Below are 12,967 nucleotides of genomic sequence, written 5' to 3' on the forward strand. Positions count from 1 at the left end.
CGGTCTGGTGAAGCTGCACTGCGGCGGCAAGACATGTGGTGAATGTCTCTTATGGGCCGGTCCTCGACGGTGACGCAAGCCCGAGGCAGGGTGAATGCCGCTCTGAAAGAAGCGCCAGCTTGGAGGTCGAAATGAGTGATGGATCAGCAAGTTCCGGGCCAATACTGAGGTTGTTCCAAGTCCAAACAAGGCCTGGCCGTGCGGGTGAACTGATCGCGAAATTCGGGGTGACTTCCGCGGAAGTAGTGCACGGGCACCCCGGGAACTTGGGTTATTTCTTCGGCCACGGTGTCGGCATGGATGACGACTATGTCGTCTTTACATCAGTATGGCGCGACATCAAAGCGGTGCAAGAGCGGTTCGGGGAAACGTGGCAGGAGTCTTTCCTTCCCTCAGGCTACGAAGAGCTAATCGAAGAGTGCTCTATCCGCCATATAGATGTGGGGCAAGGCTGGCATTTGGACTTTTCCCACGGGACTTAGGTGGGCAGTACTGGGACATATTGGTTTCTACAAAGTCACTACCGCGATGGTCCGACAGGGTGGGTTTTTCGCGGTGTAGCGAAAGTACGGTTTGGTGAAGGTCCGAATTGGGCCGCTACCAACGGCTGCTGTCAAAGCGGACTGCCCGCAGTTCTGCTCCGAGCCCTCGCTGTGAATTCAATATTCTCGATACGTGCGCTTGCCGCACAAATCCTTCTGCAGGTGCGCGAATTTTCGTGCTGAAACGCGGCCTCAAAACCGGTCAGTAGAGACAACCTTAGCACTTATCGGAAAATGGACTCACAATGCGAGCACGGAGCTGACATTTCAGAGTTTAGGTATTCACTTGAACTGCCTCTAATCGCCAATGTCACAACAGTGCCAAAAACGCGACAGTGCATTGGCGGTTCATGTTGAGACCAAAACGTCATAGGCTGTGAAATGGGCTGCAAACGGAGGAACCAATCATTATACGAACAATCGTACTCGCGTTTGTGGCAAGCGTCATTGCAAGCCCTTCTTTTGCGACGTTTCTTGTGTCCTGTGAAGCACCTGATGAGTCAGGCGTTGCGGTAGCATTTGGCTTTGGATCCGTACCCGGTCTTGCGCTTGTCAGCGCGACTATCCACGCGGATGGACAGGACTGGAGCATGATAGAGACAGAAGGTGCGCTGCCCCTTGTTTTGGCACAGGGGGCTGCGGAGAACACGCACACATTGCTGGATTTCACCGATCCTGAGTTTGACCTTATTGTTGCATCAGTGCGGCTGATAACTGCTGTTGAAGGCGACGACCAAATCACCGTTGGCACGCTCAAGATCCCGGAGGTCGGGGTCTTTCCGCTGGTCTGCGAAGGACCATGACCCACATCTTCGCTAGAAACGTGTGGGCGGGCACAGGGAGAAAACCAATGCCCCCGACCTAGTGAATGAACATCCAGTAATAGCTTTATTTTCCGTTTTTTGGCGATCTCAGCCCACACCTGGCCTAAAGATATGAGGTTAACTCCCGGGACATGTTCAGAAGTGGCATTTTCTAGCTACATTCCAGACTACGCCCGCCCGGCAACCTTCTAACGGCCGTGCCACCGTAGGAGACAGTCGCATGATCCAAGAAATACATCGACCCGGAGATCCAGTAGCTGACATTCTCTTCAATTGGCTTCCAATTCTTGGGGTGGTTGCGCTCGGCGTAGTAGGATTGGTCATCACCGCGCGGGGCTATCGGCACTATCTGAATTCGACATATTTGAACCGAGCCGGTCGACCTGGCCAGGCGCGTGTGACCGACAAATGGGTCAAGAAGGGCCACGTTGGTCGCGACGAACGGAATCGCACCAAACCTTCGAAACGTCACTTTTTGCGCTTCCAACTTTTGGACGACCCGCGCGCATTTTCCCTAAAAGAAGTCGCTCCGATAGACCTTTGGAACGCGGTCGAGGTCGGCGACATGGTCGACGTGCTCTATCACCCGCAGCGGCGCTTGATGCGCCTTGCTGCCTGGACGAACTACAGCGGGACAAACGCAGGTGCAGCCCAGATGGCAATTGGTGCGGTCATGCTGTCAGCAGCCGTCGCTTCTGTTGCAGAAGGCGCAGTCACGGCTTTGCGAAGTCCTGAGCAGCGCATTGCTGGCGAAAAATGGGTTCGTAGCAAGGCAGAGGTTTTGAACATGGGCAAGCCCGCGGATCCGTATCTGCGCATGTTTGCTCCAGGGTCCCGGATGATCCGCGTCGTGTTCGGAGAAACCCATGGAGGCGCATTCTTAGGGAATGAGCGCATTATCCATGTCACTCCAGCAGAAATCGAGACTTACGATATCGACGAAGGCGCGATCCTAGTTGCCTGGATGGACCCGGAGAATGAATTCAATGCTGTTCTGGACCTTGAGCAGCGTGACACAGATTTGCGTTGATTGTTTTGGATCGAATTGTACGGCGACAAACACACTCAGATGGTGGGTTTGTCCCGGATTGTGTCATTGATCGCGGTTGCAAAGAAAGTGCAGTCTTGATTCTGAAAAAGTCGAAGTACTGAATGACCAAATTTGCAACGCGAGCATCGACATCGCTTTGTGTCTACCGCATATGAAAACATGCTGCGACAGCGCTCTCTGAATTTCAAAAGTCTAGAAGCTCCGCGAGTTGCACGTTGATGATTGATCTGATGCTGCGTTGTCGATGAATGTCGGCAATGTGGGCTGCGACCGTGGCAGTCGGATTGGCTGGTGAATGTCTCTTTTGGGCCAGTCAGTCTTGATAGTTACTTAACCGAGCTGCAGAAGCTGAAGCCGCCAATATTATCAAGCTCCAAATGGTCTTGGGTTTTAGTACTTCAAAGATTGGTCATTCTGTTTCTGACGACCGAGCCCACAAATTGATATCTTCTTCCGAACTGATTGCATCGATCCTTGCCAACTCTTCATCACTAAAGGCGAGGTTATCGACTACGCCTGCGCAATCTACGATCTGGTCCGGCCGGGACGCACCAATAAGCGCGGTCGTTACGCGTCCGCCTCTTAACACCCAGGCCAGGGCCATTTGCGCCAGAGTTTGCCCGCGCGCCTCAGCCATGTCGTTCAGAGCACGGACACTTGCCAGAGATCGCACGTTGATCATGCCATCAAGTAGCGACTTCCCTTGTGTAGCACGGCTGCCATCCGGAATATCGCGCAGGTATTTTGACGTTAGAATGCCTTGTGCCAGCGGCGTGAACGCAATCGATCCTACCCCAAGATCGTTCAGGGTATCGAGCAAACCGTCCCGCTCCACCCAACGGTTGAGCAGATTGTAAGAAGGCTGGTGAATCAGGCAAGGTGTGCCAAGGTCGTTGAGAATCTTCACCGCCTCGCGTGTGCGTTGGGAGTTGTAGCTCGAGATACCTGCGTAGAGCGCGCGACCCGACCGTACGATATGATCCAACGCGCCCATCGTCTCTTCGAGCGGGGTGTCGGGGTCAAAGCGGTGGGAATAGAAGATGTCGACGTAATCAAGCCCCATGCGCGCGAGTGATTGGTCACAGGACGCGATCATGTACTTGCGAGACCCCCATTCTCCGTAGGGTCCCGGCCACATGTCGTAGCCTGCTTTGGAGGAAATGATCAATTCATCCCTGTAGCGCGCGAAATCAGTTCTTAGGATTTCGCCAAATGCCTCTTCTGCCGATCCGGGTGGTGGACCGTAGTTGTTCGCCAGATCAAAATGAGTGATCCCATGGTCGAACGCGGTCCGACACATTGCTCGCTTGTTTTCGTGCGCCGAGTCTGCACCGAAATTATGCCACAGGCCCAAGCTGACAACAGGAAGCTTCACACCCGACCGCCCACATCGCCGATACACCATTCGCTCATAGCGGTTCGGCTCCGGGGTGTAAGGAATGGGTTTTGGCTTTGGCGGTCGTTGAGCTTTGGTCATGCGCACATAATCAATGGAATGTTGGGCCTGTCAAACCGATCAACTCCGGTAAGTTCGACACGAGTTTCTGCGCGTCCTAGATGGGTGCTTATGGTTAGTCTTACTCCAGCACCAATGTCTTACGATTTGATCGATTGCATTCGGTACAGTCGCATAGACGCAGCGAAAGTCCGCAAAGCGGGCTGCAACCGCAGCATCAATATGGTGGGTTGGATGTCGGCTCTGGGCCGTCCGCGATCGGGCGCTGAAACGATCCTGAGCGGATGCTGCACTGCCTCCGATGTCCACAACGAGCCCAAAGTGGCGAAGGCAGCACAGTAGCCGAATGTTGGAATTGGGCCGGGCTGTGGTACATGTCCAAAGTCTCTTGTCACTTCCCGGACCACCAGTGCGATGCTAACGTTCCGACATTGAATTGGAGGCATTACTAAAATGGGCATGGAATACGACGAGGCAGCGGCAGAGAGACTTGAAGCGGTATACTTGGGGTCCGACGTTGTAAGACAACGCGAGGATACTCTTCGAAGGATTTCAGTTCAAAGCGGAGACCGCGTCCTAGACATTGGAAGCGGACCTGGCTTTCTTGCGGCGCAAATGGCGAATCAAGCAGGGCCAGATGGTGAAGTGATCGGCATAGACATTTCGGAACAAATGGTGGAGCGAGCGAGCCAACGAAGTGAGCATAATTGGCTCAGCTATCGCTGCGCTGATGCCACAGCTCTCCCGTTTGAAGGCAATTATTTTGACGTGGTCGTCAGTACCCAAGTTGCGGAGTACGTGCCTGATGTTGAGAAGTTTTGCAGCGAGGTTTTTCGCGTTCTGAAGCGCGGAGGGCGTGGGCTGATCCTTGCGACTGACTGGGAGGGTGTCTGTTGGCATAGCGAGAACTCGGATCGAATGGAGAAGGTCCTCAAGGCATTCGCACCGCACTGTGCCGACAGCAAACTTCCGCGAACGCTGGGCTCTCGTCTTCGAAATGCTGGATTGGTCGTCAATGACGTGAACTATTTCTCTATGGTGAATTTGGACAGATACGAAGGCTGCTATGGAGAAATGGTGGTGCCGTTCATTGTAGCTTACGTGAAAGGACAAAAAACCTTTCCAGATGACGAGCTAGAGGCTTGGGCAGAAGAGCAGGCCTCACTAAATGCACGAGGGGAGCATTTCTTCTCGACGGGTCGATTTAGTTTCTCTGTCAGCAAACCTTCCTGAACGGGAAGCGGACGTTAAGGCAGCAAGAGCAAACGGCAGCTTTGTCCGCAACCCAGACCTCCGTCTGTCTTCTAAGTTTGCGATCGCAGCGAATGTCTCCTCCGGCGGGCCGCACTGAAGCCCGGTGACCGAGGTCGATCGACCGCTTTGAGCCGTTCTTCGCAAGACTTAACCATGCCTCGGACTGAGATACTGCATCAACACCAGCGTCGGCTCTTAGCCCAGAGTGTTCATCGTTTTTCTAGGTGAGCTACGATCAATTTCGTAGCCAAAATGCAATAGATTTGGTCCCAATTAGAATACCGTGCTAGCGTCTGAGAAACGCCGAAAAAAAAGGGATAGACAATGTCTGCGACACTTTATGATCGCCTGGGAGGGACGGATGGTATTCGGCGAATAGTTGACACTCTGGTGGACAATCACTCAAAAAACCCAGTTGTCTCTGCTCGATTTGCAGGAAGTGATATGAAGCACCTCAAGCAAATGGCGGGGGACTTCTTTATTACTGGTTCTGGTGGACCTGAGATCTATGCAGGCAAGGATATGGCTAGCGCGCATCGGCACATGAACATCAGCGGAGACGAGTTTGTCGCAGTATTGGACGACGCCGTGAACGCACTAAAGGCAAACGACGTTGGTCAACGGGAGCAAGAGGAAGTCTTGTACATTCTATATAGCCTCAAAGGGCAAGTCGTTGGGATTTGAGTATTGCGTGAACGGTGTACACACAGAAAAGTGTAAATTCGGTCATTGGATTATTTTTTGTGTGGAGCCGGTATCGCTCGGGTCTTGTTGAACGTCCACTGATGGAACCAATTGACAGTGAGGCTGAGAGCTTTTTCTTGGTCTCATTCTTGCTGTCGTACTGCGTATGATCGCGTTGGGAAAAAAGTGGTGTGCTATATGGCAAAACTATTTGCAGGAACTTTCTTCCTTGCTGTGGCAGTTTCAGCCACTATCGGTGCGGCAGCCACAGCGGTGGAGTGCAGCAACGCCGGAGGGTTAACCGAAATGATAAATGGAGAAGCGGTATGTTCTTTTCCCGGCAGAACTTGCCCAAGTGAATGGAAAACATATCAGTCGCTCAGACAATGGCGCCCCAAAACTTGTGGAGGCTCGCAATGCACGGGCAAAGATGAATGCACCACGAAGCAGGGTTGGTCAACGAATCCATCAACGTGTGTCTATGAGAGCGGTAGAAATTCTGAAGGTGATTGCACCAAGAGAAACGAATGCGAGGCGGACCGAGTTGTTCGGGTAGCCTGCACCAAATGAGTTTGAGGTGTTGCTCCAGCGACTCTAAGAAACCTTGAAAAAAATCATTCGTGCATTGTAGGCAGCACAGATGTTCGCCTTGGGCAAGTGTTGCAAGAGTCAAAAACTTGGCTTCGGGCAAATACTGACGGCAGCTAAGTCCGCAAAGCGGTCGTTAATCTGAACTCGTCGAATGACTGGTGTGAGCCCGCTTTGGCCGATGATGCGCGTCGCCCGAATTACCGAAATAAGCAGCCAAGCGTTGCGACAGCAACTATACCGGACCGAGGTTTATTCGGATCGGCTTACGTTCAATCCGCTACAAGCGGTCGGATCTGGACGCTTGGATGGCCTCACGGAGCGAAGGATTCGGGGGAGAAACCTATTGCCTCGAACAGCTCCTTTTTCGAAACTTCGCTATCATTGGAAGAAGCACGTTCATAGTTCGGTTCATCTGGCACCTCGGACCAAGCACTTTGCGACGTTCGTCTGTGATCGGTTTGTATCGAAGGCGAATGGTTGCTTCTGGGCCAGAAATTCAACGCTAGCTAGTGCGTTTGGTGTCCATGAGCGCAGCATTCAGCGTTATCTTCGGGAACTTGAAGCTCACGGTTGGATCGCGCGTGTTTGTCGACGCGGCGTTCGTCGTGTATTTTAAATCAGTGTACCAAGTGGCGTCGAGCGCGACACTGAACACGACATAGAAACGTGCAGCAGGGTGACAGACCTGTACTGGAAAGGCGACAAGGCTGTAGCGCCTAATAAGAACATAGGAAAAAACATAGAAACCAGGCACGTTGCGACAGGCGGCGGGTACCATTGGTTCGAAGAAAGTGACACGACTGCTCTTCGCGAATGGGAAACGTTTGTCACCACTCAGACCGCATTTAGTTTTCAGGCGTTAGCGCGTTTGCTGAGAAAAAATGGCTCCATTGCTTTCCCTGTTCGTTTCCCGAAACCCGAAGACGCGGATTGGTACATAAGGTTTTTTGGTGATGTCGTTTTGAGTAAAGGGCAGAGTATTGGCGCAGCATCGTCTTCAATTCGTTGAAAGACCCGGGGGGGTATCAAAAGTCCATGTGATAAAAGTGGGGGATCGGCGGGGGTAATCAGATTTTTGCGCAGAAAAGTTTCAAGGGGGGTATCAGAGCGGGCGGAATCGGGTCATTCGCTGCAATCGCAAAAATTCTCTTTGATTGTGACAGGTTTCGGGTTCCGAGCAGAAATAGAAACAAACTATAGGGCTATGGGAAGCTCGAGCGTAACGCTTGCTCCTTTTTCGACTTGGTTGATCGCGACCACTCCGCCGTGACGCTTCGCGACAGCTGAGACAATCGACAACCCTAAACCGCTACCTTCGGAATATTCCAGCTGCGAAAATCGACTGAAAACGGCTTCGCTTTGGTCGGGTGAAAGGCCGGTTCCGTCATCAGACACGGTTAGTTTGACGTTCCCCGCGTCACAACGCAGTACAACTGATATTTGACTCAGTTTAGCGCCGCCGTGCTTAAGCGCATTGTCCAGCAGGTTTTTGATAGCCTCTGCCAAAAAGATCCGATCTCCCGAGACCAAGATTGTTGGTTCTGGCAATGTGACTTCAAAATCGATCCCTTTTGTGAGGATATGAACGCCCATGTCAGCGCAGGCCTCTTCCACAACCGCACGGAAATCAATCTTGTCCATCTGATCCTGATGCGTAGGCTGCCGCAACCGCTCCAACGACAATAGCTGCTCGGCCACTGTGGCGGAGTTTTTCGCTGCTGACACAAGTTCGAAAATCCGTTTGTCCTTGTCCTCATCCGTTTTTGCGTCCCGCAACGCCTCGGCCATGGACTGAACCGCTGCCGCCGGATTTCGCAGCTGATGCGCGGCTTCGGAGATAAACACCTGATGGGCGTTGATGCTGTGCTCGACCTGCCCAAACAGCCGGTTCAGGGTTTGAACAATGCCATGAACCTCGACCGGGACCGGGCGTTTGATCTTGCTGAGGTCGTCGGGTGAGCGTAGGTCGATCGCATCCTGCAAATCCAGCAAGGGGCGCAACCCGCGTGCGACCCCGAACCACACGACAACAGCAAGCGTGGCCAGCAGGATACCCATCAGGATCGCGGCGCGGATTGACAGTTCGTTGGCAAAAGCGTTGCGGTCCGCGACGCGTTGCCAGGCCGTAACTGTCGCATCGCTCACCAGGTTATCCAACGTGACCCGCTCGGTCATTTTCAGTACGCGCACCAACTCATCCCGATAAACTGCTTCGAAAAACCGCGGCTGGTACGCGTCCTGTTCAGACGGTTTTGCAGCGGCCGGGGGATATGCATACCCTGTGACGTAGATGCCACCTGGTCCGGTCACGTGATAAAAAATCTCACCGCCTGACGCATCGCGGATCAAGCTGCGCGTGGTGGGCGACAAGGCATCACCTTCTGACACAGCCACGTCGCGCGAAATGGCCAGACCGGCGGATAGCAGGCTGTCGTCAAACAACTCCTGCGCCGTTTGCTGGGCCACGGTGTAGCGCCAGTATCCAAGCAGGATTGCGAGCAGTACCAATGGCGTCAGGATCAGAATGAAAAGCCTGAGCCTGAGTGAGCCGTGCCGGATCACTTCTGCACCTCAAGCAGGTATCCAAGGCCACGGGCGGTCTTGATCCGGATGCCAAGGTTCTGAAGGCGTTTGCGCAGTCGTGACACATGCGGCTCGACGGCTGAGTCGTCGACATCGGCGCCCACGCCGTAGACGTAATCGGTCAATTGACTTTTGGGGACGATCCTGCCCCGCCGTTCCAGCAGGCATTCAAGCACAGCCATTTCCCGACGCGGCACATCGAGAACTTGGCCCTTTGCACTGACCTGCCGGGCGGTGCGGTCGAACTCAAGATCTCCGATGATCTCTCGCGCGCCATAGTCCAGTTGTTTGCGACGGGACAGCGCGCGGATGCGGGCTTCGAGCTCGTCCATTTCGAAGGGTTTCACGAGGTAATCGTCAGCGCCCATATCCAGACCGGAAACACGGTCGCTGGTCTCGGTACGTGCGGTCAGCAGGATGACAGGCGCGCTGTCGCCCCGGTTGCGCAGGGACCGCAAGATCTCAAGCCCTGACCGACCCGGCAGGTTGATGTCCAGAACGATCAGGTCTGCGCCTTCCTGTTCCAGATACAAATCGGCCGCGACACCATCTGTCAGCACGTCAGCGGCATGGCCCCTGTCCCGCAGGCGATAGGCAATGGCGTTGGCGAGGGTCTCATTATCCTCGACGATGACGATCCGCATTCGGGCTCCTGCAAGTTTCGCGCAAGGTTGGCGCTCCATGATTGCCAGATGGGAGGGGGAATCAACCCCACAGTTCTATTTACGATCACGGTGGCGCGGAGGGCGTCGACGTGGTTGTCTGGTCAACAGGGAGGAACCAATGGCCATTTCCAACTTCACCCGTCGCGCCGTCGTGGGGCTGATCGCCGCCGCCGGACTCGCCGCACCTGCGGCTGCCGAGGTCGATTTCTCGGGCAAGACCATCGAATGGGTCATCCCGTTCTCGGAAACGGGCGGGTCGGCCAAATGGGCAAACTTCTTTGCCCCGCTTTTGTCTGAGGCGCTGCCGGGACAACCTACCGTGGTGGTCAAGTTTATGCCGGGCGCTGGATCGACCAAAGGTGCGAACTGGTTTCAGGAGCAGAGCCATGACGACGGCACGCTGCTGTTCGGCACCTCTGGCTCGACACAGTTCCCCTATCTGCTGAGTGACCCGCGCGTCCGCTATGAATACAATGACTGGATTCCTGTCATGGCGTCGGGTACCGGTGGCGTTGCCTATCTGAACGCCGAGGATGGCGCCAAGTTTGATGGCTCTGCCAAAGCGCTGAAAGACACCAATTTCATCTACGGCTCGCAGGGCGCGACCCGGCTGGATCTGGTCCCGCTGCTGGCGTGGCAGATGTTGGGTATGAATGTGGAGCCGGTCTTTGGCATCAAAGGCCGTGGTGATGGTCGCCTGATGTTCGAACGTGGCGAAGCCAATATAGACTACCAGACCTCGTCCGGTTATCTGGGCGGGTCGGCCCCGCTGGTCGAGGCTGGTCAGGCCGTTCCGATGATGACATGGGGCGCGCTGGATGCGGATGGCAATATCGTGCGCGATCCGACCTTCCCGGACATTCCAACCTTCAAAGAGGTTTGCGAGGCCACCGATGGTTGCGAAACCAGTGGTGAGGCTTGGGATGCCTGGAAAGCCTTCTTCGTGGCGGGCTTCCCTGTTCAGAAACTGGCGTTCTTGCCCGGGGACACACCACAGGAAGTGGTGGACGCATACACCGCAGCGTTCCAAGCTGTGACCGAGCGTGGTGACTTTGCGGACATTTCGTCCAAGCGCGTTGGTAAGTATCCTGTATTTGTCGGCGAAGGCTCGAAATCTGCTCTGCAGACGGCGACCAATGTGGATGACAATGCCAAGCAATACGTCCTGAACTGGCTGAGAGAGGCTTACGGCGTCGAGCTGAACTAAGCTGACACGTCGTCACGCGCCCAACGAAGGGCGCGCGTTTCTCTACATACAAAACAGTTTATGAAAGGCGGCCGCTATGGAGGTTTTCGCCACCGCTCTACCTGCGCTTGGTGACGCGTGGGGTTTGATCCTGCAACCCATCGTTCTGGGGTATCTCATTCTCGGCGTCGTCATGGGGCTGGCTGTGGGCGTCTTTCCGGGGCTTGGCGGTATTGCCGGCCTGTCCCTGCTGTTGCCTTTCATGTTCGGAATGGACCCGATCCTTGGTCTGGCGTTGATGATCGGGATGGTCGCGGTGGTGCCGACGTCGGACACTTTTGCGTCCGTCCTGATGGGCATCCCCGGCAGCTCCGCCTCGCAGGCGACCGTGCTGGACGGCTTCCCCATGGCGAAAAAGGGCGAAGCGGCAAGGGCGCTGTCGGCGGCTTTTTCCTCGTCCCTCTTCGGCGGGCTGGTCGGCGCGACCTTCCTGACCATGTTCATTCTGATCGCGCGGCCCATCGTTCTGGCCTTCGGCCTGCCCGAGATGTTGATGATTACAATCCTCGGTCTGTCGATGGTCGCCATTTTGGCAGGGCGTATCCCGCTGAAAGGCGTCGCCGCCGCAGGTCTGGGCCTGATGGTCGGCACGATTGGTGAGGCGGATGCAGGCGGTTCGCTGCGCATGGCAACTTATGACATTCCTTATCTGACGGACGGCCTGAAGCTGGTCATCGTTGGCCTGGGTATCTTTGCGGTGCCCGAGATCGTATCGCTGCTGCGTCAAGATCGGTCGATTGCCAAAGGGGCCTCACTGGGCGCCGGTTGGCTGGACGGCGTCAAAGACTGGTTCGCAAATATATGGCTGTCGGTGCGTTGTTCGATCATTGGCGTGATTGTTGGCGTCATACCTGGTCTTGGTGGTTCGGTGGTCGACTGGATTGCCTACGGCCATTCGGTTCAATCCACCAAGGACAAGAGCAATTTCGGCAAAGGCGAAGTGCGCGGAGTCATCGGCCCGGAAAGCTCAAACAACGCCAAGGAGGGCGGCGGTTTGGTGCCAACTTTGCTGTTCGGCATTCCCGGTTCCGGCTCAATGGCGATCTTTATCGGCGCGGTGGCCCTGCTGGGGTCTGGCGATATCGAGGTCGGTCCAAGCATGCTGAAAGACAATCTCGACATCACCTATTCAATCGTTTGGCTGCTGGCGCTGGCCAACGTCGTGGGCACGATCTTGTGCATCGCGGCATCGGGCGGGATCGCCAAGCTGACCACGATCCGCTTCACCTATCTGGCGCCGTTCCTGTTCATGTTGATCAGCTTTGCGGCGTTCCAATCCGGCCAAAACTTCGAAGACTTGCTGGCCCTGTTCGTGATCGGCCTGATCGGCATCTTTTTACGCCGTTTCGACTGGTCGCGCCCGGCCTTCCTGATCGGTTTCGTTCTGTCGAACCCGGTTGAGAAGTTCACCAATCAGGCGTTCCAGATCGCCTCATTCCGGTTCCGCAAAAGCTTTGGCGAGGGGATGGAATATGTCTTCAGCCCTATCGTCATCGTGCTGATCGTGGTCACGGTTGTTTCAGTCATTCTGGGTATCCGGCAGGCCAAGATGATCATGGCCGAGGGTGATGTTCAGGCCGGTACCAAACGCGCGCCGCTTATCTTTCTGCTGGTGATCATGGCCTATCTGATAGTCGCTTTGGTCAACGCCAACATGATCCCCGACTACAATATGACCGACAAGATCATCCCGCTGGTTATCGGCAGCGTCTCGCTATTCTGTTGCGTGATCCTTCTGATCCAGATGATGCGACGTCCCGAAGGCGACGTGATCTTTGCCGACAAGGAAATCGCCGGTGAAGACGCCAGCGCACCCCACGGTCTGTGGTCCACTCTGGCGTGGTTCGCCAGTTTGATCGCGGCCACGTGGGTGGTGGGCTTCATCCTCGCCCTGATAGGGTTCCTGATCGCCTTTCTCCGTATCCGCGCCGGGTCCAGCTGGCAGATGACTCTGATCCTGACAGCCTGCGGCATCGGGTTCATGTGCCTGATGGCGGGCGCTCTGAACCGCGATTTCCCGCCAGGTCTGTTGCAGGACATGGTCAGCCTGCCCTGGCCGTTGAAGTGAGGG

The 12,967-nt window shown here is 55.1% G+C and carries 12 protein-coding genes; 9 read left to right on the forward strand and 3 right to left on the reverse strand.

The window, feature by feature from the left end; translation table 11 throughout:
- The first annotated feature begins 131 nt into the window (after positions 1-131).
- The 3 genes from ACR0IU_RS03760 (at position 132) to ACR0IU_RS03770 (ending at position 2,396) form a co-directional block, all read left to right on the forward strand.
- Positions 132-482, forward strand: a complete 351-nt coding sequence (locus ACR0IU_RS03760; protein WP_480715313.1) for an antibiotic biosynthesis monooxygenase — start codon at positions 132-134, stop codon at positions 480-482.
- Between the two features lie 650 nt (positions 483-1,132).
- Complete coding sequence (locus ACR0IU_RS03765) at positions 1,133-1,345, forward strand: hypothetical protein (protein ID WP_480715314.1); 213 nt, start codon at positions 1,133-1,135, stop codon at positions 1,343-1,345.
- 241 nt (positions 1,346-1,586) lie between these two features.
- Positions 1,587-2,396, forward strand: coding sequence for a hypothetical protein (locus ACR0IU_RS03770; RefSeq protein ID WP_480715315.1), 810 nt, complete (start codon positions 1,587-1,589; stop codon positions 2,394-2,396).
- Between the two features lie 430 nt (positions 2,397-2,826).
- Here ACR0IU_RS03770 and mgrA read toward each other — a convergent pair whose 3' ends face one another.
- Positions 2,827-3,858 carry an L-glyceraldehyde 3-phosphate reductase gene (gene mgrA, locus ACR0IU_RS03775; RefSeq protein ID WP_480715622.1) on the reverse strand — a complete coding sequence of 344 codons (1,032 nt, stop codon included), beginning with the start codon at positions 3,856-3,858 and terminating at the stop codon, positions 2,827-2,829.
- A gap of 468 nt (positions 3,859-4,326) precedes the next feature.
- Between mgrA and ACR0IU_RS03780 the strand changes: the two genes are divergently transcribed.
- From ACR0IU_RS03780 to ACR0IU_RS03795, 4 genes are all read left to right on the forward strand, one after another.
- Positions 4,327-5,106, forward strand: a complete 780-nt coding sequence (locus ACR0IU_RS03780; protein ID WP_480715316.1) for a class I SAM-dependent methyltransferase — start codon at positions 4,327-4,329, stop codon at positions 5,104-5,106.
- A 345-nt stretch (positions 5,107-5,451) separates the two neighbouring features.
- Positions 5,452-5,811: a group I truncated hemoglobin gene (locus ACR0IU_RS03785; RefSeq protein WP_170779609.1), complete on the forward strand. Its 360-nt coding sequence runs from the start codon at positions 5,452-5,454 to the stop codon at positions 5,809-5,811.
- 772 nt (positions 5,812-6,583) lie between these two features.
- The gene (locus tag ACR0IU_RS03790; protein WP_480715623.1) at positions 6,584-7,018 is read left to right on the forward strand and encodes a helix-turn-helix domain-containing protein; all 435 of its coding nucleotides are present in this window, start codon (positions 6,584-6,586) and stop codon (positions 7,016-7,018) included.
- Positions 7,019-7,078: 60 nt separating this feature from the next.
- A complete protein-coding gene (locus ACR0IU_RS03795; protein ID WP_480715317.1) occupies positions 7,079-7,411 on the forward strand; it encodes a hypothetical protein in 333 nt (110 codons plus the stop codon).
- 185 nt (positions 7,412-7,596) lie between these two features.
- Here the strand turns inward: ACR0IU_RS03795 and ACR0IU_RS03800 are convergent, their stop codons facing one another.
- Positions 7,597-8,964: a sensor histidine kinase gene (locus ACR0IU_RS03800; protein WP_480715318.1), complete on the reverse strand. Its 1,368-nt coding sequence runs from the start codon at positions 8,962-8,964 to the stop codon at positions 7,597-7,599.
- Positions 8,961-9,629: a response regulator transcription factor gene (locus ACR0IU_RS03805; protein WP_480715319.1), complete on the reverse strand. Its 669-nt coding sequence runs from the start codon at positions 9,627-9,629 to the stop codon at positions 8,961-8,963. Before ACR0IU_RS03805 ends, ACR0IU_RS03800 begins: the two co-directional genes overlap by 4 nt.
- A 139-nt stretch (positions 9,630-9,768) precedes the next feature.
- On the opposite strand from ACR0IU_RS03805, the gene ACR0IU_RS03810 reads away from it, so the two are divergent.
- Both ACR0IU_RS03810 and ACR0IU_RS03815 read left to right on the forward strand, forming a co-directional pair.
- The gene (locus tag ACR0IU_RS03810) at positions 9,769-10,857 is read left to right on the forward strand and encodes a tricarboxylate transporter (RefSeq protein WP_480715320.1); all 1,089 of its coding nucleotides are present in this window, start codon (positions 9,769-9,771) and stop codon (positions 10,855-10,857) included.
- Positions 10,858-10,933: 76 nt separating this feature from the next.
- Entirely contained in the window at positions 10,934-12,964 is a 2,031-nt protein-coding gene (locus ACR0IU_RS03815) for a tripartite tricarboxylate transporter permease (protein WP_209194861.1), read from the forward strand.
- The last annotated feature ends 3 nt before the right edge of the window (positions 12,965-12,967 follow it).

Source organism: Ruegeria sp. CL5, from assembly GCF_056536485.1.